This window comes from Nonomuraea sp. NPDC003214 (assembly GCF_053590035.1).
Genome location: NZ_JBSFSX010000005.1, coordinates 149,077 through 170,772, shown reverse-complemented (window position 1 = coordinate 170,772; position 21,696 = coordinate 149,077). Strand labels below are relative to the sequence as shown.

Annotated in this window: 22 protein-coding genes; 14 read left to right on the top strand and 8 right to left on the bottom strand. The window is 73.2% G+C overall.

The window, feature by feature from the left end:
* Position 1 precedes the first annotated feature (1 nt).
* Positions 2-349, bottom strand: a complete 348-nt coding sequence (locus tag ACWDXC_RS16590) for a YrdB family protein (protein ID WP_449982378.1) — start codon at positions 347-349, stop codon at positions 2-4.
* 113 nt (positions 350-462) lie between these two features.
* Between ACWDXC_RS16590 and ACWDXC_RS16585 the strand changes: the two genes are divergently transcribed.
* Complete coding sequence (locus tag ACWDXC_RS16585) at positions 463-1,158, top strand: TetR/AcrR family transcriptional regulator (protein ID WP_219507547.1); 696 nt, start codon at positions 463-465, stop codon at positions 1,156-1,158.
* Here the strand turns inward: ACWDXC_RS16585 and ACWDXC_RS16580 are convergent.
* The 3 genes from ACWDXC_RS16580 to ACWDXC_RS16570 are packed head-to-tail and all read right to left on the bottom strand — an operon-like array spanning position 1,130 to position 5,443.
* Entirely contained in the window at positions 1,130-1,735 is a 606-nt protein-coding gene (locus ACWDXC_RS16580) for a TetR/AcrR family transcriptional regulator (protein WP_449982375.1), read from the bottom strand. The two genes, ACWDXC_RS16585 and ACWDXC_RS16580, sit on opposite strands and share 29 nt — an antisense overlap.
* Before the next feature lie 13 nt (positions 1,736-1,748).
* Positions 1,749-4,073, bottom strand: a complete 2,325-nt coding sequence (locus ACWDXC_RS16575) for a PEP/pyruvate-binding domain-containing protein (RefSeq protein WP_449982373.1) — start codon at positions 4,071-4,073, stop codon at positions 1,749-1,751.
* A complete protein-coding gene (locus ACWDXC_RS16570) occupies positions 4,070-5,443 on the bottom strand; it encodes an MFS transporter (RefSeq protein ID WP_449982370.1) in 1,374 nt (457 codons plus the stop codon). The genes ACWDXC_RS16575 and ACWDXC_RS16570 overlap by 4 nt, the downstream gene beginning before the upstream one ends.
* Positions 5,444-5,576: 133 nt before the next feature.
* Between ACWDXC_RS16570 and ACWDXC_RS16565 the strand changes: the two genes are divergently transcribed.
* The 5 genes from ACWDXC_RS16565 to ACWDXC_RS16545 are packed head-to-tail and all read left to right on the top strand — an operon-like array spanning position 5,577 to position 9,000.
* Positions 5,577-6,092 (top strand): MauE/DoxX family redox-associated membrane protein, encoded by a 516-nt coding sequence (locus ACWDXC_RS16565; protein WP_449982367.1) that lies wholly within the window; start codon positions 5,577-5,579, stop codon positions 6,090-6,092.
* On the top strand, positions 6,092-6,583 hold the full coding sequence (locus tag ACWDXC_RS16560; protein WP_449982365.1) for a TlpA disulfide reductase family protein: 492 nt from the start codon (positions 6,092-6,094) through the stop codon (positions 6,581-6,583). Before ACWDXC_RS16565 ends, ACWDXC_RS16560 begins: the two co-directional genes overlap by 1 nt.
* Positions 6,580-8,394: an ABC transporter ATP-binding protein gene (locus ACWDXC_RS16555; protein WP_449982362.1), complete on the top strand. Its 1,815-nt coding sequence runs from the start codon at positions 6,580-6,582 to the stop codon at positions 8,392-8,394. Before ACWDXC_RS16560 ends, ACWDXC_RS16555 begins: the two co-directional genes overlap by 4 nt.
* A complete protein-coding gene (lepB, locus tag ACWDXC_RS16550; protein WP_449982359.1) occupies positions 8,391-8,807 on the top strand; it encodes a signal peptidase I in 417 nt (138 codons plus the stop codon). The genes ACWDXC_RS16555 and lepB overlap by 4 nt, the downstream gene beginning before the upstream one ends.
* A 19-nt stretch (positions 8,808-8,826) precedes the next feature.
* Positions 8,827-9,000 carry a hypothetical protein gene (locus ACWDXC_RS16545; protein WP_449982356.1) on the top strand — a complete coding sequence of 58 codons (174 nt, stop codon included), beginning with the start codon at positions 8,827-8,829 and terminating at the stop codon, positions 8,998-9,000.
* 50 nt (positions 9,001-9,050) lie between these two features.
* On the opposite strand, the gene ACWDXC_RS16540 is transcribed toward ACWDXC_RS16545, so the two are convergent.
* Together ACWDXC_RS16540 and ACWDXC_RS16535 are read right to left on the bottom strand one after the other, a co-directional pair.
* Entirely contained in the window at positions 9,051-9,794 is a 744-nt protein-coding gene (locus tag ACWDXC_RS16540; RefSeq protein WP_364175207.1) for an AfsR/SARP family transcriptional regulator, read from the bottom strand.
* Positions 9,795-9,921: 127 nt separating this feature from the next.
* Entirely contained in the window at positions 9,922-10,767 is an 846-nt protein-coding gene (locus tag ACWDXC_RS16535; protein WP_449982352.1) for an SDR family oxidoreductase, read from the bottom strand.
* 218 nt (positions 10,768-10,985) lie between these two features.
* On the opposite strand from ACWDXC_RS16535, the gene ACWDXC_RS16530 reads away from it, so the two are divergent.
* The 3 genes from ACWDXC_RS16530 (at position 10,986) to ACWDXC_RS16520 (ending at position 14,097) form a co-directional block, all read left to right on the top strand.
* On the top strand, positions 10,986-11,228 hold the full coding sequence (locus ACWDXC_RS16530; RefSeq protein ID WP_449982349.1) for a hypothetical protein: 243 nt from the start codon (positions 10,986-10,988) through the stop codon (positions 11,226-11,228).
* Positions 11,225-13,420: a hypothetical protein gene (locus ACWDXC_RS16525; protein ID WP_449982346.1), complete on the top strand. Its 2,196-nt coding sequence runs from the start codon at positions 11,225-11,227 to the stop codon at positions 13,418-13,420. Before ACWDXC_RS16530 ends, ACWDXC_RS16525 begins: the two co-directional genes overlap by 4 nt.
* A 149-nt stretch (positions 13,421-13,569) precedes the next feature.
* The gene (locus ACWDXC_RS16520; protein WP_449982344.1) at positions 13,570-14,097 is read left to right on the top strand and encodes a hypothetical protein; all 528 of its coding nucleotides are present in this window, start codon (positions 13,570-13,572) and stop codon (positions 14,095-14,097) included.
* Here ACWDXC_RS16520 and leuA read toward each other — a convergent pair.
* Both leuA and ACWDXC_RS16510 read right to left on the bottom strand, forming a co-directional pair.
* Positions 14,066-15,772, bottom strand: coding sequence for a 2-isopropylmalate synthase (leuA, locus tag ACWDXC_RS16515; RefSeq protein ID WP_449982342.1), 1,707 nt, complete (start codon positions 15,770-15,772; stop codon positions 14,066-14,068). The genes ACWDXC_RS16520 and leuA overlap by 32 nt on opposite strands.
* A gap of 242 nt (positions 15,773-16,014) precedes the next feature.
* Positions 16,015-16,707, bottom strand: a complete 693-nt coding sequence (locus tag ACWDXC_RS16510; RefSeq protein WP_449982339.1) for a dimethylarginine dimethylaminohydrolase family protein — start codon at positions 16,705-16,707, stop codon at positions 16,015-16,017.
* 38 nt (positions 16,708-16,745) lie between these two features.
* On the opposite strand from ACWDXC_RS16510, the gene ACWDXC_RS16505 reads away from it, so the two are divergent.
* From ACWDXC_RS16505 to ureG, 5 genes are all read left to right on the top strand, one after another.
* Positions 16,746-16,991, top strand: coding sequence for a DUF2630 family protein (locus ACWDXC_RS16505; RefSeq protein ID WP_449982337.1), 246 nt, complete (start codon positions 16,746-16,748; stop codon positions 16,989-16,991).
* Positions 16,992-17,036: 45 nt separating this feature from the next.
* Positions 17,037-18,011 carry a GNAT family N-acetyltransferase gene (locus tag ACWDXC_RS16500; protein ID WP_449982334.1) on the top strand — a complete coding sequence of 325 codons (975 nt, stop codon included), beginning with the start codon at positions 17,037-17,039 and terminating at the stop codon, positions 18,009-18,011.
* A 10-nt stretch (positions 18,012-18,021) separates the two neighbouring features.
* Positions 18,022-20,013, top strand: coding sequence for a glycoside hydrolase family 6 protein (locus ACWDXC_RS16495; RefSeq protein WP_449982331.1), 1,992 nt, complete (start codon positions 18,022-18,024; stop codon positions 20,011-20,013).
* 18 nt (positions 20,014-20,031) lie between these two features.
* Positions 20,032-20,742 (top strand): Mut7-C RNAse domain-containing protein, encoded by a 711-nt coding sequence (locus tag ACWDXC_RS16490; RefSeq protein WP_449982328.1) that lies wholly within the window; start codon positions 20,032-20,034, stop codon positions 20,740-20,742.
* 269 nt (positions 20,743-21,011) lie between these two features.
* Entirely contained in the window at positions 21,012-21,668 is a 657-nt protein-coding gene (ureG, locus tag ACWDXC_RS16485; RefSeq protein WP_449982325.1) for an urease accessory protein UreG, read from the top strand.
* Positions 21,669-21,696: the final 28 nt, after the last annotated feature.

Genomic DNA, 21,696 nt, shown 5'->3' with positions numbered 1-21,696 from the left:
ATCAGACCTGCTTCCAGACGATGCGGAGAACCGCGTTGACGACGAAGAGAGCGGCGAAGACGGCGGCCGCGCGGGCCTGGCCCGCCGCGTACAGGGCCAGGGCACCGCCGCCGAACCAGAGGATCTCCAGGACGACCCGGCCGGCGCCGGTGAGCGGGAATGTGGCGTTGGCGCCGCCGCCCGCGCCGAACAGCGCCCAGGCGGTGATGAACAGCGCCGGCGCGCCGAGCCCGGCGACCACCTTGACGGCCCAGTGCGTGTCGAGCGTGAAGCCCCAGTAGCCGGCGGAGGCGATCACGCCGAGCTCCAGCAGGAACATCAGGACCATGTTGGCGCCCTTGGCGATCATCACTACCTCCGGTGACTGGCGTTCGCTTACGAGAGCAATGCTCTCTCAAGAGAGCGCCAGTCGTCAAGAGCAGTGCTCTCGATTTTTCTCGGTGCTCTGCTAACGTGGCGGGCATGACAGCGAGCCGTACTGCCAGAGAACGTGTCAGAGCCGAGCTCACCAGGGAGATCGCCGACATCGCCCGCCGTCAGCTCGCCACCGAGGGCGCGGGCGGGTTGTCGCTGCGCGCGGTGGCGCGCGAGATGGGCATGGTGTCGTCGGCCGTCTACCGCTACTTCCCCAGCCGCGACGACCTGCTGACCACCTTGATCATCGACGGCTACAACGCCCTCGGCGAGGCGGTCGAGCAGGCCGACGCCGCCTGCCCGGACGACGACTACGCGGGCCGCTGGCTGGCCGCCTGCCACGCGGTGCGCACCTGGGCGCTGGCGCACCCCCACGAGTACGCGCTGCTCTACGGCTCGCCGGTGCCCGGCTACCAGGCTCCGCAGGACACGGTCGCCGCCCGCGTGCGCGACGTGGCGGTGCTCGGCCGGATCGTCTCGCAGGCCCAGGCGGCCGGCGCCGTCGACCCGCCCGCCCTGGCACCCGCTCCCCCGGCGCCGCTGCGCGAGGACGCCGAACGGGTGCGCGAGCTCATGCCGGGCGTGCCCGACGACGTGGTGTTCCGCTGCCTGGCGGCGTGGACGGGCCTCTACGGATGGGTCAGCTTCGAGCTGTTCGGCCAGTTCACGAACACGATCGAGGACCGGCACACGGCCTTCGACCACGCGATGCGGGTCATGGGCGGGGCGATCGGCCTGCGGTGAGCAGCGGGACGACGACCTCGTCCACGATGTCGATCAGGAGCTGGTCGGGGATGGGCGGCCCCTGGAAGAGGAAGTGGTGCCGCAGCAGCGCCTGACCGGCGTCCAGGCGGCGCGGCGTGACGTCGGCCGGATCGACCTCGCCGCGCTCGACCGCCCGCCGGACGATCTCGGCGAGGATCTTGCGGCCGGTGCCCTGCGAGGCCGCCCGGAACGCCGCGGCGCTCGACTCGTCCCGCAGCGCCTCGCTCAGCAGCCCGCGCATGGCCTCACCGGCCGGACCCGACAGCGCCGCCGCCATCCGGCGCAGCGTCGCCAGCAGGTCCTCGCGCAGGCTGCCGGTGTCGGGCACGTCGGCCGCGTCGGGCAGCGAGTGGTAGACGGCCTCCATGACCAGGGCGACCCTGGTCGGCCAGCGGCGGTAGAGCGACGCCTTGCTGGCCCTGGCCCGCTCGGCGACCCGTTCCATGGTCAGCCGGGCGTAGCCGGACTCGGCGAGCTCGTCGAGCGTCGCCCGGTAGATGGCGGCGCTCAGCTCCTCGCCGCGGCGCCGGGGCAGCTTGCGGTGGTCGGTGACCATGTGAGCCATCCTGTCAGGCGTCCTGCGGGGCTGCCGCCGTGACGAGCCCGGCGTCGCCGTCGACCGTCACCAGACGGCCGTCGGCCAGGACCGTGGTGCCGTCGCCGGTGCCCATGACCGCGGGGATGCCGTACTCCCTGGCCACGATCGCGGCGTGCGAGGCGCTGCCGCCCGCGTCGACCACGACGGCGGCGGCCCGCTGGAACAGCGGCGTCCACGACGGGTTCGTGTAGGGGCAGACGAGCACGTCGCCGCCGTCGAGCTTGCCGAACTCCGACGGGTCGCGGATGACCTTGACCGGGCCGGTGGCGACGCCCGCGCCGGCGGGCGCGCCGACGGCCAGCGCGTCGCCGGTCGCGCGCACCGGGTAGATCGCCCTGGGGTCGATGAGCCGCACCCCGGCCAGCTCCTCCCGCCTGGCGGCGCGGGCCGTCACCGCCGACCGCAGCGCCCGCAGGTCCGCCGTGGCCGGGTCGCCGATCGCCTCCAGCTCCTCCAGCCGCAGGTGGAAGACGTCCTGCGGGTCGTCGAACAGCCTGCGGCCCAGCTCCAGCAGCGACCTGCGCAGGATCGGCAGCGGCATCGTGAAGTAGAAGTGGCTGTCCTCGCGGAAGGCGACCCCCGCGCGGGCGTCGCGCACCAGCCGGGCCAGCTTCGCCTTCGCTCGGGGCGACCGCAGCGAGGCCAGCAGCCGCCCGAGCGCGTCGCCGCCGGGCGGCTGCGGCGCGGGCGGCCCGGCGGCCAGCACCTTGACCAGGTCGAGCACGGTCTGCGGGGCGTCGGCCCAGGTCGGCGGCGTGACGAGGAGCGGGGTCGCGGTCTCGCGGTGGCCGTACTCGGCGAGGAAGGCCCGGAACATCTCCTCGAACCGCGGCCCGTCCGGCCCCACCGCCGCCAGCGCGGCCAGCGCGTCGTTGGCGTCGGAGGTGCGGGTGCGCGCCCCGGTGATCAGGTCGCCGAACAGCCTGCCCCTGCGGCGCAGCTTGAGCGCCAGCAGCAGCCGCACCAGCGCCCGGCCGGTCCCCGGCAGGTAGTCGATGCGCACGTCGGCGATGGGCTGGACGGCGTCGAGCGCCCGGCGCGGCACCCGGACGAGCTCGGACCAGGGCAGCGCGGCCAGGTCGAGCTCGTTCAGCTCCCGGGTCGCGCGCAGGAACGCGGGCAGGCGCGGGTCCTCGGTCCAGCGCGCGGGATCGTACCGCCTGGCCTTGGCCAGGAACCGGAACGGGGTGCCGAGCAGGCGCGCGGTGGGACGCGGCCGGGGCGGCCTGAGCCGGTAGACGACGCCGTCGCGCTCCTCCAGGAACCCCTCGAAGGCGCCGCGCAGCCCGAAGTACGCGGTCACCCGCGCCATCAGCCCGGCCGGGCCGTACGGGGCCCAGGTCGTCATGTCGATCGGGTAGGGGCGCACGGGCACGTACTCCAGCAGGACCGCCAGGAGCTTGCGCTGCAGCGGGTTGAGCCGGCCCACGGGCGGCGGCGGCAGCGCGGTCATCGGGCGGGCCTGGACCAGGCTGATCCGGCCGCCCGCGTAGGTCCACTCCATGTCCTGCGGGCGGCCGAAGTGGGCGGCGACCCGGGTGCCGAGCGCGGCCAGCTCGCGCAGGGCGGAGGCGGGCAGCCGCTCGCCGGGCGTGCCGTCGCCGCGCTCGTGGACGACGCCGCCGCCCGCCGTGCCCCGGACGACCACCTCGCGGCGGCCCGGCCGGAAGTCCACCACCCGCCCGTCCGGGGTGAGCACGTAGTGGTCGGGGGTGACGAGCCCGGACACGACGGCCTCGCCCAGCCCGGCGCTCGCGTCGACCACGAGGTGGCCGCGCTCGCCGGTGACCGGGTCGGCGGTGAACATCACGCCCGCGGCCTCCGCCTCGACCATCCGCTGCACGACGACCGCGATGCGCACCTCGCCGTGGTCGATGCCCAGCCTGTCGCGGTAGGCGAGCGCCCGGTCCGTCCACAGCGAGCCCCAGCAGCGGCGTACGGCGTCGAGGAGCGCCTGCTCGCCGACCACGTTGAGGTAGGTGTCCTGCTGGCCGGCGAACGCGGCGCCCGGCAGGTCCTCGGCGGTGGCGCTGGACCGCACGGCCACCGGCCCGCCGCCCAGTTCCTCGTACGCCGCCGCGATCTCCCGGCGCAGCCCGGCCGGGACCTCGGCCCGCTCGACGTCGTCCCGGGCGGTCAGGCCCGAGGCGACCAGCGCGTAGGCGTCGGTGGTGATGACGAAGCCGTCGGGGACGGGGAACCCGCCCGCCGTCAGCTCGCCCAGGTTGGCCCCCTTGCCGCCCGCCGACGCCAGGTCGGCGCGGCCGAAGGACCGCAGGGGTGCGACGAGTCTCATGATCTCTCCTCGGCGTGCGCGGTGGTGCGTAGGGGTCGCGCGGGCAGCGCCAGCGCGAGCAGGAAGGCGAGCCCGAGCAGCGGCGCCATGGCGGCGAACACGGGCGGGACGGCGTCGGCGAAGGCCGCCCTGGCCGCGGCGGGCAGGTGCGAGGGGTCGGACGCCCCGGGCACCTGGGCGGTGATCAGCGCGCCGACGAGCGCGACCCCGGCGGACGCGCCGACCTGGCGCAGGAACGTCACCGCCGACGTGGCCGTCCCGAGGTCGGCGTAGTCCACGGAGTTCTGCGCGGCCAGGACCATGACCTGCATGACCAGGCCGACGCCGAGCCCGATGACGAGCATCACGCCCGCCAGCGCCGCGGCCCGGTGGCCGGTGAGCGGCAGCGCGGCCAGCCCGGCGGCGGCCACCGCCGTCCCGGCGACCGGGTAGCCCTTGTAGCGGCCGGTCCTGGTGATCAGCCGGCCGGACCCGACCGTGGTGACCAGCACGCCGCCCATCAGCGCCGTCACCAGCAGCCCCGCCTGCGTCGCGCTGGTGCCGAGCGCGATCTGCAGGTAGGCGGGCAGGTACGTGAGCGTGCCGAACAGGGCGAAGCCGACGAGCAGGCTGATCGCGACCGGCACGGCGAACGCCCGGTCCCGGAACAGCCGCAGCGGCAGGATCGGATCGGCGGCCCGGCGCGCGCTGACCAGCCAGGCCGCCGCCCCGGCCGCCGACACGGCCAGGAACCACGGGTTGCCGCTCTGCCCCAGCAGCACGATCCCGACGACGGCCACGGCCAGCGTGAGGGCCCCGGCGTAGTCGATCGGCGCGCGGGAGACCGGCCTGGGCAGCCGCAGCGCGGCCGTCAGCAGGGCGAAGGCCAGCACGCCCAGCGGCGGGTAGAGCGCGAAGATCCACCGCCAGCCGACCGTGTCGATGAAGAGCCCGCCGACCAGCGGCCCGCCGACCGCGGCCACGACGTACATGGCGCCGATCAGGCCCAGGTAGCGGCCTCGTTCGCGGGGGCTGACGATCTCGCCGATGATCGCCTGGGCGCCGATCATCAGCCCACCGCCCCCGGCGCCCTGGATCGCCCGGAAGACGATGAACTGCGGCATCGTCGCGGCCAGCGAGCACAGCACCGCCCCGGTCACGAACACCACGATCGCCACCTGCATCGCCGGTTTGCGGCCGAACCGGTCGCCCAGCTTGCCGTACACGGGCATGACCACGGTGGCGGCGGCCAGGTAGGCGGTCACGACGGCGGGCATCTCGTCCAGCCCGCCGAGGCTCCCGGCGACGGCGGGCAGGGCGGGGGCCATGATCGTCTGGTCGAGCGCGCCGAGCAGCATCGCGAGCATCAGGCCCGCCAGCACGAGTGCCACGCCGATCCCCCCTTAGAGAACGAACCGTTCTCTATCGAGCATAGGCGTCACTCATAAGAAACGCAACGTTCACTAATGTGCCGTGCTACAGCCCCGCTACAGCGGCGCTACCGGCCGCGCGCACCTTGGTGGCGTGGCTTACGCACTCCTGTCCTGCCAGGTGCTGATCGGCGCCGTGTTCGCCGTGGCGGCCCTGACGAAGCTGCGCGATCCGGCGGCCTTCGCCGCGTCCGTGGCGGCGCTCCGGCTGGTGCCGACGGGCGTCGCGCCCCTGGTGGCGGGGACGGTGACCGTGGCCGAGGCGTCGGTGGCCGCGCTCATGTTCCTGCCGCGCGCCGGGTTCGCCCTGGCGGCGGCCCTGCTGCTCGGGTTCTGCGCGGTGATCGTCAAGAGCCGCCGCTCGCGCGTGGAGTGCCGCTGCTTCGGCGCCGCCTCCGGGCCGCTGGGCCCCGCGCACCTGGTGCGCAACGGCCTGCTGCTCGCCGTCGCCGCGCTCGGCTGGGCCGCCGTGCCCGCTGTGTCCGATGTGTCCGCCGTGCCCGCCGTGCATCCGGACGCGACGGCCGGCGGGCTCGCCGTGGCCGCCTTCGCCGGCGTGGCGGGCGCCGCGTTGCTGATCGTCCTTCCCGGAAACGCGAGGAGCGTCTGATGCAGTACCTGGTCGCCGCCGTCGTCCTGCTGGGCGTGCTGTCACTGCTCAACCTGGCGCTGACCGCCTGGCTCATCCGCCGCCTGCGCCAGTTCGACGCCCCCGCCGGCGGCGTCCCCGTAGGGCACCCCGTCGGCGATTTCGCCGCCCAGGACACCGAGGGCCGGCCCGTCGCCCGCGAGCTGCTGACCGGGCCGACGCTCGTCGGCTTCTTCACCCCCGGCTGCGAACCGTGCGAGGACCTGCTGCCCCGGTTCGTGGCGCGGGCGGGCGCGCTGCCCCACGACTGCCTCGCCGTCGTCCACGCGGTACGCGCCGAGGACGCGGAAGGCTACGCCGCCCGGCTCGCCGGCGCCGCCCGCGTCGTCGTCGAAGGCCCCGGCGGCCCCGTCCAGCGCGCCTTCCAGGTCGCCGCGTTCCCCGCGGTCTTCCTCGTCGGCGGCGACGGCACCGTGCTCGCCGGCGACCTCGACGCGATCCCGGTCGCATGACGGGCGACGAGATCCGGCTGACCGCGTCGGCGCGCGAGGCGGCCCGCATCGCCTGGAGCTGCGCCCGCCGCCCGGCCGCCGCGTACGTCCTGGTCATGCTCGCCGAGGCCGCGACGCCGGTCGCCGTGGCCTGGCTCACCAAGCTGGTGATCGACATCCTCACCGGGGCCTCCGGCCCGCTGACGGCCGCCCTCGCCGGCCTGGCCGCCGCCGGGACCGCCCTCGCCGTGCTGCCCCACCTGTCCCGCTACCTGGGCAACCAGATCGGCCGCGAGGTGGCGGCCGGCACGACCGAGCGCCTGTTCACCGCGACGGCGGGCTTCGCCGGGCTGCGCCGCTTCGAGGACCCGCGCGTCCTTGACGGGCTCCGCCTGGCCCAGGACGGCGCCTCCCAGGCGGGCGGCCTCGTCACCGGGGCGTTCGGCCTGGTCCGCTCCGCGCTCGTGCTGGCCGGGTTCGTCGGCTCGCTGCTCGTCATCAGCCCCGCCATGACCGCGATCGTGACCGCCGTCGCCGTCCCCGCCCTGGTCGCCCAGCTCCGCCTGTCGCGGCGGCGCGCGGCCATGCTGTGGGAGATCGGCCCCGCCGAACGGCGGCAGTTCTTCTACGGCAGCCTGCTCAGCACGATCGAGGCCGCCAAGGAGATCCGGCTGTTCGGCAGCGGGCCGCTCCTGCGCGACCGGATGATGACCGAGCTGCGCGCCGCCGACACGGCCAAGCGGCGGATGGACCGGCGCGAGCTCTCGGCCGAGGGCGCGCTCGCCCTGCTGTCGGCGCTGGCGGCCGGCGGCGGCCTGCTCTGGGCCGGGCACGCCGCGCTCGCCGGCCGGCTCACCGCGGGCGACGTGACCATGTTCGTCGCCGCCGTCGCCGGCGTCCAGAACGCGCTCGGCACGCTCGTGTCCGGCATCGCCGGCACCCACCACGGCCTGCGCCTGCTCGGCCACTACGTGAGCGTGGTCCACGCCGGCCCCGACCTCGCCGTTCCGGCCGCGCCGCTCCCCCTGCCGCCCCTGCGGCGCGGCATCGAGCTGCGCGACGTGTGGTTCCGCTACAGCGACGAGCACCCGTGGATCCTGCGCGGCGTCTCCCTGTTCATCCCGTACGGCGCGTCCGTGGCACTCGTGGGCCGCAACGGCGCCGGCAAGAGCACGCTGGTCAAGCTGCTGTGCCGGTTCTACGACCCGAGCCGGGGCGCGATCCTCTGGGACGGCGCCGACCTGCGCGACGTACGGCCGAAGGAGCTGCGGCAGCGCATCAGCGGCGTCTTCCAGGACCACCTGGCCTACGACTTCTCCGCCCGCGACAACATCGGCATCGGCGACCCCGCCGCCCTCGGCGACCTGGACCGCGTCCGCGCCGCCGCCCGCCGGGCCGGGGTGGACGAGCTGCTGTCCGGCCTGCCGCGCGGCTACGACACGCTGCTGACCCGGATGTTCCTCAGCGAGGAGGACCGCGAGGACTCCGCGACCGGCGTCGTCCTGTCCGGCGGCCAGTGGCAGCGGACCGCGCTGGCCAGGGCCTTCTTCCGCGACGGACGGGACCTGATGATCCTCGACGAGCCGAGCTCCGGCCTCGACCCGGAGGCCGAGGCCGACGTGCACGCCCGCATGCGCCTGCACCGCGAGGGCCGCACCAGCCTGCTCATCTCCCACCGCCTCAACACGGTCCGCGACGCCGACCTGATCGTCGTCCTGGAGGACGGCGCAGTCACCGAGCGGGGCGGCCACGACGCGCTCATGGCCGCCGACGGCGCCTACGCCTGCCTGTTCCGCCTCCAGGCCGAGGGCTACCAGGCGGTGCCGCGATGATCATCGTGCTCGTGGCCGCCGCCGTCGCCCTCGCCTGGGTACGGCACGCGTACCGGATCGTGGTCGTCGACGGGATCAGCATGGCGCCCGCGCTGCTGCCGGGCGACCGCCTGCTCCTGCGCCGGACCCGCCTGGCCCGCCTGCGCCGCGGCCAGATCGCCGTCCTGCGCCACCCTGCCGAACCCGGCCACCTCGTCAAGCGCGTCGCCGCCCTGCCCGGAGACCCGGCCCCGCCGGGAGTGCCGTGCGGCAGGACGGTGCCCGCGGGACACGTGGTGGTGCTGGGCGACAACTCCGAGGTCAGCCTCGACTCCCGGGACCTGGGGCCGCTCCCGGGATCGAGCCTCCTCGGCGTCATGATCTGCCCGCTCCGGCCGGAGAGGAGGTCACTCCCGCAAGGCCCCCGAACCTGATCGAACAGAAGGAAGAGAAATGAAGCTCATCAGCGCCATCGCCGGCCTGCTCGTCCCGACCATCTCGGCGAAGGCCGCCGACACCTGCAAGCTCGTCAGCTCCTACTGCCGTGACGGCATGTGCTGCTACGTCTACCAGTGCCGCCGCCCCGACGGCAGCATCTACCACCGCAAGACCTGCATCCCGCAGTAGCGGCCTCAGGCCGGCGCCCCGGAGCCCGTGCGGCTCCGGGGCCGCCGCCGCTAGGGCTCGCGCCCGCTGAGGATGTCCTGGTGAAGGCGTTCCAGCTCGCCCGACGGATCGACGCCCAGTTCCTCCGCCAGCAGCGCGCGCACCCTCCGGTACGCGGCCAGCGCGTCGGCCCGGCGGCCGGACATCCACAGGGCCCGCACCAGCATCGCCCACACGTTCTCCCGGAACGGATGAGCCGCGACGAACGCCTCCAGCGCCGGCACGGCCTGCCGGTGCCTGCCGCAGCCGAGCTCGGCCTCCAGCCACAGCTCGCGGGCGTACCCGCGGGCCTCCTCCAGCCGGTGCCGCTCCTGCCGGACGAGCTCCAGGTCCAGCTCGGGCAGCACCGGCCCGCGCCACATCTCCAGCGCCGAACGCAGCGTCCCGGCCGCGCCGGGAGCGTCCCCGCGTTCCATCGCCGCCCCGGCCGCCGCCACCGACCGCTGGAACACGCTCACGTCGAGCGCGTCCTCCGGCAGGCTCAGCACATAGCTCCGGCCCCGGGTGGCCAGCCGCAGCCCCGGCCCCGACAGCGGCGCCAGCGTCCGCCGCAGCCGGTAGACGTACGTGCGCAGACTCGTGCGCGCGGTGGGCGGCGGCGCGTCGCCCCACACCTCCGCGATCAGCCGGTCCGCGCCGACCGGGCGCCCCGCCCGCAACAGCAGCACGGCCAGGACGGCCCGCTGCTTCGCCGCGCCGATCTCGACGCTCTCCCCAGGAAAGTCCAGCTCCAACGTACCGAGCACCTTGAACATGCCTGCCCTCCGCTCCCCGTGGGCCGCAGCGTACGGACGGGCGCTTTGCATCCTCTGTGATTCCGCTATGGACCTCCGCGTCCAGGCTCGCGCGGAGCTGCACGGGGCTATACCGGCTTGCGCGGGGCTACAGGCGGTGGAGCAGGTCGGCCAGGGCGGTGGCCGGGTGGCCGGTCAGCCGGGCGACGTCGCCGCTGACCCGGTCGAGCTCGCCGCGCGCGATCGCCGTGTACGTGGACACCCAGGCGTCCACCTGCCACGGCGGCGCCCCGTACGAGGCACGCGAGCGGTAGGCCTCCTCGACCGTCTCGGCGTGGTAGGTGACCTCGCGGTCGCCCGCCTCCGTCAGCACGGCCGCGACCTCGGCCAAGGTCAGCGCCTGTGGCCCCGTCAGGTCGTACGTCGCCCCCTCGTGCCGCCCCGGCCCGCACAGCACCGCCGCGGCGGCGTCGGCCACGTCGTCACGCGCCACGGCCGCCACCCGCCCGTCGCCCGCCGGCCCCCGGATCACCCCGTCGTCACCGGCCATCGCGGGCAGGAAGTCCGCGTACAGGTTGTCCCGCAGGAACGTGAACGCCATCCCGGACGCCCGGATGTGCTCCTCCGTCGCCCAGTGGTCGCGCGCCAGCGTGAACGCCGCCTCCGGCCCGGCCCCGCAGAAGGACGTGTAGACCAGATGCCGCACCCCCGCCTCCGCCGCCGCGTCCACGAACGCCCGATGCTCGGCCAGCCGGTCGGCCGCCTCCGTCGCCGACACCATGAGCACCACCTCGGCCCCGGCCACCGCATGGTGCACGGCCTCCGCGTCGCCGTAGGACGCCTGCTCCACCACCGCCCCCGGCAACCTCGGCACCCGGGCCGGGTCGCGCGCCACCAGCCGGAGCGCCACCCCCTCCTCGGCCAGCCTGCGCGCCACCCTGCCGCCCACATAACCGGTCACCCCGGTGACCGCGATCCTCGCGTCATGTCCCATGCGGTCAAGCGTGGCACACGCGATCACGGCGACCGGATTTCCCCCGCCCGAATTTCGTACCGCAAATCCATACAATTCCCGGCGAATATCGAACGCATTCATACTTTCGCTGACGTTCAACTTGTCTTGCCGTCGTGATCGTGATTACCGTCGGGGTGACGTGGAGGAACGCCGCCTCCTGATCTGGTTCTGTGCACGAGCCATACGAGGGGATCATCGTGGCTGACCTCGACCGCGAGGCGATGCGCGCGACGGCGGAGCGGATCCGGCGGCTGTCGGACGAACACTGGTGGGCGCTCGCCCACGCCTGCCGCCTGATGGCCGACGACGCCTGGGTGGGCCCCACCGGCGACCGGTTCGGCGCCCAGCTCCACGCCGACCAGCGCGAGCTGTGGGCGATGCTCACCGAGGCCGTCCACAGCGCCGACCGCAAGCTCGCCGCGCTGCGGGACACCCCATGAGCGGCTTCACCGGGGTCAAACCGGCCCAGTTCGACGCCATGACCAGCGCCCACGCCCAGGCCGCCCGCCGGCTGGAGCAGCTCGCCCAGGCACTCCACCGCGAACTGCACGCCGCCGGCCTCGACACCACCCCCGCCACCCGCCTGCGCGACCTCGCCACCCGCGTCACCACCCAGGCCGTCGACCTGCGCCGACGGCAGCGCCTCGTCCACGAACTCCAACGCCAGAAGGTCACCTTCGGCACCAGCACCCCCGCCGGCAGCTTCGTCGAGCTCCCCGACACCCTCGACGCAGCCCAGGCCCTGCTCGACGGCACCCTCGCCGCCCGCGCCGCCCGGCGTGCCGCCGACGGCGACACCCGCGCCCTCGCCGAACTGCGCGCGTACGCCTCCCGCACCTCCGACGCCGCGTTCGTCAAGACCTTCCTCGGCGTCCTGGGCGCCGAAGGCGTCACCCGCCTCCCCGGCTCCCTCGCCGCCCAGCTCCGCGACGCCCGCGACCGCCAGACCGCCACCCCGCTCACCACCACCGCCCCCCACGTCCTCAGCCTGCTCGCCACCGCCCTGGCCAAGGCCACCGACCCGCGCGACCCCGCGTACCTGGGCGCCACCTTCCTCAAGGACCTCACCCAGCAGGGCCGCGCCACCCACCGGACCGGCGACACCGCCTACACCGGCTACCAGGCCCAGGCCCTCATCTGGCGAGCCCACGACGGCCGGACCCCGTTCTCCCGGGAGTTCATGACCGTCGTCGGCCGCGACGCCATCGCCTACGAACACGACCAGCGCAAAGCCCAATGGGCAGCCACCGGCGACGCGCTCGGCCGCCTCTTCGGCAGCACCCAGATCCCCGTCCCCGACCTCGCCGGCGCCCTCGGCCTCGGCACCCTCCTCCGCCCCGGCACCCACGCCGGCGTCCCCGGCGCCAGAGGATCCTCCGCGGTCGTGGACGACCTCTTCCACGCCGCCAAGTCCAGCCGCGAAGCCGCCCACGCCCTCCTGGCCCACACCCCGCCCGGCTGGAAGGAGTCCATGCTGGACTACCTGCTGACGACGCGCTGGCGAGCCTCCCTCTACCTGAAGGACCACGCACCCTTCAACGACCTGCTGATCACCGCCACCACCGGCCAGGACCCCACCTCACGACACCTGGCCGCCGAGCTGACCAAGATCCTGTCCGACGAGGTGCGGAGCGCCTTCGGCAAAGCGGACGACGGCAACCTCAAACTCGTCAACAGAGAACTGTTCGACCGCTATGCGCCCCTGTCGTACCCCTTGGCCCGGGCCATCGCCGCGAACGTGGACGAACTTTCTCAGCTGTACCTGAACCAGGCTTCATTCGAGAAGGTCGCACCCGCGGACATGTCCTACGCCCTACTGCTGGCCACCTCCAACGACGCCGGGTTCGCAGCGCTGGTGGGTGCCCAGGTGGAACACATGCGGGCAGCGTTGGACAGCGTGCCTCCGGTCGGTCTCGACGCCTCCAACGCCGAACGGCTCGGCTTTACGCAAGCCGATGTCAAACACTTCGACTTCGACGAGGACGGGCGAGTCGACAAGGCCGACATCATGCAGTTCCTGACAGACCGCACAGTCGAGGAAGCATCTCCCTTCAACCAGATAGTGGAGACACGACGCCAGATACTGATCGCCCAGGGGTTGGATGACAAGAAGGCAGATGAAGCGCTAAAGACCATGGTCGGCAACGCGATCGGGCTGCTTCCGGCACCAGGAGCCCGACATGCAGGCGAGCTGGCCGCTGGAGTGTTCGGCGAGCTGATCAGCAAGGGGTACGACAAACTCGCCGGAGCCGGGTATGAGGAGATTTCCAAGCACGTAGCGAAACAGATGTCCGGACGCAGTCACAACTTGGACGAGACGTATCAGACATTAGCCGACAACCGTCTTGGAGTGGCGAGGCTGGCTGAACAGATGCTCGCCTCCGCCATGTTGAGCAAGGGATTGCTTGTGGACGCTAGGCTACAAGACCGGAAGTTCACGGTCGGAACACCTCCCACAATCAAGCCCTTCACTGAAATGACTTCTCTGGAATACAGCGATTTCCTTGACTGGGTCCGGAGAAAAGGCGGGGGCGGGGATATACTCGATCGTTTCAATACCACATTTCGCCGGACTAGTGAGGTAGACGACTATCTCGACCTCGATGCCCCGTCCTCGGGAGGCGGCAGATGACACGCGCTAACCCTGCCTTGCCTGCTCTCGCGTTGCTCGTCGCAGCTTGCGGACCAGTCAATCCGGTTTCGCCCACGCCAGCCTCCCGCCCAGTCACGGCTTCTTCTCCATACACCTGCGGACTAGTCCCGGAGCAGGCGTTTCGTGCAGTGAGCGGCACAATCGGAGCTCTCACACAGAAAACAAGTGGTGACGAGATGAGCGGTGAATGTTGGACGGTCGGCGACACATCTCGTCCGCTTGAGGTGGGCTGGCTACAGGTCGGCGGCGGAACAAGCCAGGAACATCTTGACTTCGTCATGAAAGACAGACGTCGGCTCTACAGCAGGCACAGCGGCATCGCCCTTCCCAGCGAACTTGGCGACGGAATGGCTGGGTATATGCCCGACTCAATATTCGCCGATCAGCCCTACCGGGTCAGCGCGAAGTTTCGGTGCGGCCGCGATGATCGGCTGATCGACATAAGCCTGGCCAAAGTGGCCAAGGGCAGGGATGCGATCCAGGATCTTATCGCCCTCATGCGCATAGCCCAGTCCCGCTACGGCGAGCTGTACGACTGCACCCCCCAAGGAACCCAAGGGACCCAAGGAACCCAGGGAGCGCAGTCGCACAGTCCTCAAGCCACGACCACCGCCACTCAGCAGCTCACCGGTAAGCCCGGTTCACGGCTGAGATGATGGCCTTCAGGGAGGCGGTGGTGGTGTTGGCGTCGATGCCGACGCCCCACAGCACCTGCCCGTTGACCTCGCACTCCAGGTAGGAGGCGGCCTTGGCGTCGGTGCCGGCGCTCATGGCGTGTTCGACGTAGTCGAGGACGCGGGCCTGGATGCCGACCTTGGCGATGGCGTCGATGAACGCGGAGATGGGCCCGTTGCCGGTGCCGGCGACTTCGCGGATCTCGCCGTCGATGCGGACGTCGGCGCTGATGCGGTCCTGGTCGTCGACGGTGGATTCGTGGCGGTGGGCCATGAGGCCGAGGCGGCCCCAGCGGTTGTGCGGCGTGGGCAGGTATTCGTCCTGGAAGATGCCGTACATGGCAGCGGGGCTGATTTCGCCGCCTTCGGCGTCGGTGCGGGACTGGACGACCTTGGAGAACTCGATCTGCAGCCGGCGCGGCAGGTCGAGCTGGTGGTCGGCCTTCATGATGTAGGCGACGCCGCCCTTGCCGGACTGGCTGTTGACGCGGATGACGGCTTCGTAGGTGCGGCCGATGTCCTTGGGGTCGATCGGCAGGTACGGGACGGCCCAGGTGTAGGAGTCGACCGGGACGCCGGCCGCGGCGGCGTCGGCTTCGAGGTGTTCGAAGCCCTTCTTGATGGCGTCCTGGTGGGAGCCGGAGAAGGCGGTGTAGACGAGCTCGCCGCCCCACGGGTGGCGCGGGTGGACGGGGAGCTGGTTGCAGTATTCGGTGACGCGGCGGATCTCGTCGATGTCACTGAAGTCGATCTCCGGGTCGATGCCCTGGGAGAACAGGTTCATGCCGAGGGTGACCAGGCAGACGTTGCCGGTGCGCTCGCCGTTGCCGAACAGGCAGCCTTCGATGCGGTCGGCGCCGGCCATGTAGCCGAGCTCGGCGGCGGCCACGGCGCTGCCTCGGTCGTTGTGCGGGTGCAGCGACAGGATGATGGAGTCGCGGTGCTTGAGGTGGCGGTGCATCCACTCGATCTGGTCGGCGTAGACGTTGGGGGTGGCCATCTCGACGGTGGCGGGCAGGTTGACGATGACCTTGCGGTCGGGGGTGGGCTGCCACACCTCGTTGACGGCGTCGCACACCTCGACGGCGTATTCCAGCTCGGTGCCGGTGAACGACTCGGGCGAGTACTGGAAGTAGACGTCGACGTCGGTGGCGTCGGCCAGCTTCTTGACCAGTTTGGCGCCTTCGACCGCGATGGCGGTGATGCCGTCCTTGTCCTGGCCGAACACGACGCGGCGCTGCAGCGTCGAGGTGGAGTTGTACAGGTGGACGATGGCCTGCCGGGCGCCCTGGATGGCCTCGAAGGTGCGCTCGATGAGCTCGGGCCTGGCCTGCGTCAGCACCTGGATGACGACGTCGTCCGGGATGCGGTCCTCGTCGATGATCTGGCGGACGAAGTCGTAGTCGGTCTGGGAGGCGGCCGGGAAGCCCACCTCGATCTCCTTGTAGCCCATCTTCACCAGCAGCTCGAACATCTGGAGCTTGCGGTGGGAGTCCATGGGGTCGATCAGCGCCTGGTTGCCGTCACGCAGGTCGACCGCGCACCAGCGCGGGGCCTTGGTGATGACCTGGTCGGGCCAGGTGCGGTCGGTCAGCCGGACAGGCTCGAAGGGTTGGTAGCGCTGGAACGGCATCGGGCTGGGTCGCTGGGCGGTCATGTCGGGTGCTCCTGTCGGTCGGGTCGAAGCGGCCGACGCGCATGACTGGCTCCGCGGCGAGGGAGCCGGCCTCAGTGGCCCCCGCCGCGGCAGCTAAGAAGGAGCCCGCGCAGCATGCCGTTCACGCTACCAGACGTCTCGCCGTGGACCGCCCCGGTTCTCACATGGTGAGAGCAGGCAGTTCAGCGCGGTGCCGGGATGAGGACGCTGAGGCAGGTGACGCAGCCTTCGAGCTTCTCGAACTAGGAGATGTCCACGGTCACCACGTCGAGCCCGCGCCTGCCGAGCATCGCGGCGGTGCGCGGCGCGGAGGCGGCCATCAGCACGCTGCCGGGCCCGAGCGGCACCACGTGGGCGCCGGACTCCTCCGGCGGTTCGAGCAGGCCGGGCAGGTCGGCATGGGCGGGGTCGCCGATGAGCGTGCCGTCGGGCAGCGCGGTGACGGCGGACTTGAGGTGCAGCACGCCTGTCAGGTCGACGGGCACCACGTCGCGCTCGGGCAGCAGCGCGGTGAGCTGGGCGATGCCCGCGTCGTTCGTCCGTCCGGAGCGGCCCGCGTACACGGTGGGCCCGGTCTGGAGCACGTCGCCGCCGTCGAGCGTGGCGGGCGGCGTGATCCTGACCGTGGTCAGGCCGAGGCCGCGTACGGCGGGTTCGACGGACTCGACCTCGGGCCGCCGCCCGGGCGCGCCCGGCCTGGTCAGTACGGCCAGCGTCCCGGCGACCACGACCGCATCCTCCACGAACGGCGCGTCGGGCAGGTCGTCGGCGGGTTCGGCGTGCACGGGCCGCCAGCCGGCGGCGTCGAGCGCGGCCACGTACGCGGCGTGCTGGGCCGCGGCGCGCTCGGGGTCGACGGACTGGCGCTGGAGGTGGGTGACGATGCCCTCGGCGATGCGCGAACCAGGCTTTCTTACCAGCGCGATACCAGCCATAGGGCGTGTTCTATCACGCGATACGTAGGATCTTGAGCATGCGGGACAACGAGATTCTCAGCAGGATCAGCGAGCTGGTCGACGAGGAGCGCGGCCTGCGTGAGAGGCTGCGCGCGGGCGAGCTGCCCTCCGACGAGGAGAACGCCCGGGTCAGGGAGCTGGAGACGGCGCTCGACCAGTGCTGGGACCTGCTGCGCCAGCGCCGCGCCCGCCGCAGCGCGGGCGAGGACCCCGACGACGCCGCCGTGCGGCCGGCCGCCGAGGTGGAGAACTACCGCCAGTAGGAAAACCGGTCGCGTCGCCGTCGCCGGTGCGTTTGGCTGGGACGCATGCAGATCCAGCGCATCGATCCCGAGCGGCCGGGCAGGCTGCTGCCCGCGCTCCATGACGCGTTCGTCGCCGCGTACGCCGGCCAGCCGGGGCCGCTGTGGTCCCGCAGGCGGTTCGAGGTGGACGTGACCAGGGGCTTTCCGGGGGCGGAGGTCGAGGCGCACGTCGCCGTCGACGGCGACGAGGTGATCGGCGGCACCATGCTGGCCTTCCCCGTGCACGAGAACCTCCACCTGGGCCGGCTGGCGGTGCTGGTGGTGCGGCCGGAACGGCAACGGGCCGGCGTCGGGTCCGCCCTGCTCGCGCACGCCGTGGAGCGGGTACGCGCTCGCGGCAGGCGTCTCGTGCTGAGCGAGACGCAGGCGGGGAGCGACGGGGCGCGGTTCGCCTCGGCGCGAGGGTTCACGCTCTCGCTGGGCGAGGCGCGCCGGGTGCTCGACCTGCGCGCGGCCGACTGGGACGGGCTGCGCCGCATGCTGCCGGAGCCCGCCGGCTACCGGGTGGAGCGTTGGCTCGGCCCGGCCGAGCCCGGCCTGCTGCCCGATCTCGCCACCCTGCTGGGCGGCATGAACGACGCTCCGCGCGGCGAGGGCGTCGAGGAGTCCCGCTTCCCGCTCGACAGCGTGCGCTTCGCCGAGGAGCGCATCGGGCTGGCGGGCGAGACCGTCTACTCCGTGCTGGCCCGGCGGATCTCCGACGGCGCCCCGGCGGGCTTCTCACGCATCTTCATCTCCCCCGACGTCCCCGGCGGCTGGGCCGCCCAGGCCGACACCGCCGTGCTGGCCGGGCACCGCGGCCAGCGGCTGGGCCTGCTGATGAAGTTGACGAACCTGTTCTGGCTGCGCGAGAGCGAGCCCGGCGTGCAGCGCGTCATCACCTGGAACGCCCGGTCCAACACGCACATGCTGGCGATCAACGAGGCCATGGGGTTCGAGCTGCTGGACGAGTGGAACGACTGGCGGCTCGACGTCTAACCTGGCGATCATGAGCGTGGCTGCGCTGCGAGACGGGGATCCCCGGCACGCCGGCCCCTACACGCTGCTGGGCCGGCTCGGTGAGGGCGGCATGGGCGCCGTCTACCTGGGCGCGGACACCGCGGGCGGCCGGGTGGCGGTCAAGCTGATCCACCCCGGTCTGGACGCCGACCCGGGCTTCCGGCGGCGGTTCGCCCGGGAGGTGGCCGCCGCGCGCCGGGTTGCCCGCTTCTGCACGGCTCCCGTCCTCGACGCGGACGTCACCGGCGATCCCGCCTACATCGTGACGGAGTACGTGGAAGGCCCCAGCCTGGACGAGGCGGTGCGCCGCTCCGGGCCGTTGACGGGGTCGGCGCTCGACGGGCTGGCCGCCGCGACGGCGACCGCGCTGCGGGCGATCCACGGCGCGGGCGTCGTGCACCGCGACCTCAAGCCGTCGAACGTGCTGCTCTCGCAGGTGGGGCCCAAGGTCATCGACTTCGGCATCGCCCAGCTCGGCGGCGCCGACCTGAGCAGCGCCGTCGTGGGCACGCCCGCGTACATGTCGCCGGAGCAGGTGCGGGGCGGGCCCGTCGGGCCGGCGTCGGACGTGTTCGCCTGGGGCTGCGTGGTGGCCTTCGCCGCCACGGGCGCCTCGCCGTTCGCGGGCGAGTCGGTCCCGGCGATCCTGTACCGGATCGTCCACGAACCTCCGGTCCTGCCGCCACTGCCCGAGCCGCTGCGCGAGCTGGTGGCGGCGGCCCTGTCCCGGGATCCCGCCGACCGCCCCACGGCCCAGGCCCTCCTCGACCGCCTCTCCTCCGGCGCGTCCGGCGAAGACCCCCAGGAGCCGGTACGCGACGGCCCGGCGGCGGGCGGGGGGCGGACGGCGACGGGAAGACGGCTGACGACCGGGGTGGCGGCGCTGGCGGCGGCCGTCGCGGTCACCACGGCGGTGGTCGCCCTGCGGCCCGGTGACGAGGCCGCCCCGGTGGGCGTCAACCCGCTGCGGGCCGCCGAGGACGTGAGGCTGTTCGCCCCGCCGGAGCCGGACGCCGCACGCGAGGCGCTGTTCCTGGCCGCCGCGGACCGCCCGGAGGACGCCGCGCTGATGCGTGCCCTGGCCGCCGTCCCGCACGCGATCCGGCTGGCCGGCGAGGACGCCGTGGCCACGGTGGCCACGGCCGTCGAGGAGGCGGAGCGGGCCGGCGGGGTGCCGGTGTTCGTGATCGACCACCTGCCGGGCGGCGACTGCGCCCCGGGCGGCGCCGAGAACATGGCCGCCTACCAGAGCTGGATCAAGGGGATCGCCGGTCAGCTCGGCAGCGCGGACGCGGTGGTGATCCTGGAGCCCGCGAGCCTGGTCAAGATCCCCGGCACCGCCGCCTGCGACCTGCCGGGCAGCCCGAGCCGGCGCTACCACGACCTGGCCACGGCGGTCCGCGAGCTCAAGCGCGGCGGCCGCACCGCCGTCTACCTGGACGGCGGCCACGAGGACTGGCCCGCCACGGCGGAGATCGCCCAGAGCCTGGTGGGCGCGGGCGTGACGGCCGCCGACGGCTTCTTCCTCAACGCTCAGGGCTACCAGCCGACGGCCGGCCTGGTCGCGTACGGCAGGAAGCTGTCCACGTGCGTCGCCGTCCTGGCGGCGACGGGCCGCACGGGCTGCCCGGCGGACGTCCCGGTGGACGCCGCCGACCTGCCGCACTTCGTCATCGACACCAGCCGCAACGGCCGCGGCCCGTGGGTGCCGGAGGGGAAGGCGGCCGAGCTGCCCGACCCGCAGCCCTGGTGCAACCCGCCGGGCCGGGGCGCGGGCGCGCGCCCGACGACGCGGACGGGCGACGAGCTGGTGGACGCGTACCTGTGGATCAACCGGGCGGGCACCTCCAGCGGGCGCTGCCGCCGGGGCGCCGGCGGCGAGGAGGACCCGCTGCGCGGCGAGGAGAGCCCCGTCGGCGGCTCATGGTGGCCCGAACTGGCCCTGGAACGCGCCGCGCTCGCCGTCCCGCCCCTGAGGTGACCGTACAGAATGGACGTCATGGACGCGCTTCTTCGCATCGCGCCGGAGTTGCTGATGTTCCTGCCCGCGAGCCGCCGGCGGGAGGCACAGCCGATCACCCCCGACGGCTCCTCGACGCTGGGTCACCACGTGGAGTCGGCCGGCATCCCGCTGACGGAGGTGGGCCCGATGACGGTCGGCGGCGTGGGCGTGCCGCCGTCCTACCAGCCGCGCCCCGGCGACGTCGTGGACGTGCTCGGGGTGCCCCGCCCGCAGCCGCTGCCGGGCGAGCCGCGCTTCCTGCTGGACGTGCACCTGGGCACGCTGGCCAGGCGGCTGCGCCTGCTGGGCATCGACACGGCCTACCACAACGACATGGACGACCCGTCGCTGGTGGCACAGGCGAACGCGGAGCGGCGGGTGCTGCTCACCCAGGACCGCGGCCTGCTGCGCCGCCGCGCGCTGTGGCTGGGCGCGTACGTGCGCGGCACGCGGGCGCCCGACCAGCTCCGCGACCTGCTGGAGCGGTTCGCGCCGCCGCTGCGGCCGTGGACGCGCTGCACGGCCTGCAACGGGGAGCTGGAGGCGGTGGCCAAGCGGGAGGTGGAGCCGGTGCTGCGTGACGGCACCCGCCGCAGCTACGACGCCTACGGCCGGTGCCGGGTGTGCGGCCAGGTCTACTGGCACGGCGCGCACAGCGGCGACCTGGAGAAGATCGTCCGCTCGGCGCGGGCGTGGGTGGCGGGCTGATCTTGACGGGCTGATCTTGGGGGCGCCGCCCCTGGACGGTGCCGCGTTTCGGAGGGAAACTCCAGATGTGAGGGACGTCCCGCCCGCGGGGCCGTCCCCGGAGGATGGCTGTCCCTCCCCGGTCACCCGCCCTCGTGGGAGGAGCCGGATGCCGACGTGGACGCGCACCGCCTCTCCGACGCCGCGCCCACGCCTCGGCTCTCCTCGCAGCACGGTACGCACAGGCCCCACGTCAGGCTCTTCACCTCCCGACAGGAAGGAACCCACCCATGGGCGCCAACCTCCGCGATCGTCACCACACCCCCGACGGCCACGGGCGCGCACTGCGCCTGGGGATCGGCGGACCGGTGGGGAGCGGCAAGACGGCCCTGGTGGCGGCCCTGTGCCGGACGCTCGGCCCGGCCCTGCAGCTCGCCGTCGTCACGAACGACGTCCGCACCACCGACGACGCCGACTTCCTGCGCGGCGCGGACGTCCTCGACCCCGAGCGTATCCTGGCCGTGGAGACCGGCGGCCTGCCGCACACCGCGATCCGCGACGACCTCGCCGCCAACCTCGACGCGGTGGAGACGCTGGAGGAGCGGTTCGGGCCGCTGGACCTGGTGCTGGTGGAGAGCGGCGGCGACAGCCTGGCGGCGACGTTCGGCCGGAAGCTGGCCGACCGGCAGATCTTCGTCCTGGACGCGGCGGGCGGCGACCGGGTGCCGCGCAAGGGCGGCCCCGGCGTCACCCAGGCCGACCTGCTCGTCGTCAACAAGACGGACCTGGCCCCGCTGGTGGGCGCCGACCTGGAGGCGATGGCCCGCGACGCGGCGGCGGTCCGGGGCGGCGGCCCGGTGGTGTTCACCTCGATCAGGCAGGATCCCACCGCGGCGGAGGTCTCCGCCTGGGTGAAGGACCAGGCCAAGACCTGGCGCCACTCCTGACCTCGCCGCGCGCCCGGCCGCACGCCGC

Bases quoted from the DNA above. Each gene is read 5' to 3' on its own strand.
- ACWDXC_RS16590 (WP_449982378.1), bottom strand. From the start codon at position 349: ATGATCGCCAAGGGCGCCAACATGGTCCTGATGTTCCTGCTGGAGCTC.
- ACWDXC_RS16585 (WP_219507547.1), top strand. From the start codon at position 463: ATGACAGCGAGCCGTACTGCCAGAGAACGTGTCAGAGCCGAGCTCACC.
- ACWDXC_RS16580 (WP_449982375.1), bottom strand. From the start codon at position 1,735: ATGGTCACCGACCACCGCAAGCTGCCCCGGCGCCGCGGCGAGGAGCTG.
- ACWDXC_RS16575 (WP_449982373.1), bottom strand. From the start codon at position 4,073: ATGAGACTCGTCGCACCCCTGCGGTCCTTCGGCCGCGCCGACCTGGCG.
- ACWDXC_RS16560 (WP_449982365.1), top strand. From the start codon at position 6,092: ATGCAGTACCTGGTCGCCGCCGTCGTCCTGCTGGGCGTGCTGTCACTG.
- ACWDXC_RS16555 (WP_449982362.1), top strand. From the start codon at position 6,580: ATGACGGGCGACGAGATCCGGCTGACCGCGTCGGCGCGCGAGGCGGCC.
- lepB (WP_449982359.1), top strand. From the start codon at position 8,391: ATGATCATCGTGCTCGTGGCCGCCGCCGTCGCCCTCGCCTGGGTACGG.
- ACWDXC_RS16545 (WP_449982356.1), top strand. From the start codon at position 8,827: ATGAAGCTCATCAGCGCCATCGCCGGCCTGCTCGTCCCGACCATCTCG.
- ACWDXC_RS16540 (WP_364175207.1), bottom strand. From the start codon at position 9,794: ATGTTCAAGGTGCTCGGTACGTTGGAGCTGGACTTTCCTGGGGAGAGC.
- ACWDXC_RS16535 (WP_449982352.1), bottom strand. From the start codon at position 10,767: ATGGGACATGACGCGAGGATCGCGGTCACCGGGGTGACCGGTTATGTG.
- ACWDXC_RS16525 (WP_449982346.1), top strand. From the start codon at position 11,225: ATGAGCGGCTTCACCGGGGTCAAACCGGCCCAGTTCGACGCCATGACC.
- leuA (WP_449982342.1), bottom strand. From the start codon at position 15,772: ATGACCGCCCAGCGACCCAGCCCGATGCCGTTCCAGCGCTACCAACCC.
- ACWDXC_RS16510 (WP_449982339.1), bottom strand. From the start codon at position 16,707: ATGGCTGGTATCGCGCTGGTAAGAAAGCCTGGTTCGCGCATCGCCGAG.
- ACWDXC_RS16505 (WP_449982337.1), top strand. From the start codon at position 16,746: ATGCGGGACAACGAGATTCTCAGCAGGATCAGCGAGCTGGTCGACGAG.
- ACWDXC_RS16500 (WP_449982334.1), top strand. From the start codon at position 17,037: ATGCAGATCCAGCGCATCGATCCCGAGCGGCCGGGCAGGCTGCTGCCC.
- ACWDXC_RS16495 (WP_449982331.1), top strand. From the start codon at position 18,022: ATGAGCGTGGCTGCGCTGCGAGACGGGGATCCCCGGCACGCCGGCCCC.
- ACWDXC_RS16490 (WP_449982328.1), top strand. From the start codon at position 20,032: ATGGACGCGCTTCTTCGCATCGCGCCGGAGTTGCTGATGTTCCTGCCC.
- ureG (WP_449982325.1), top strand. From the start codon at position 21,012: ATGGGCGCCAACCTCCGCGATCGTCACCACACCCCCGACGGCCACGGG.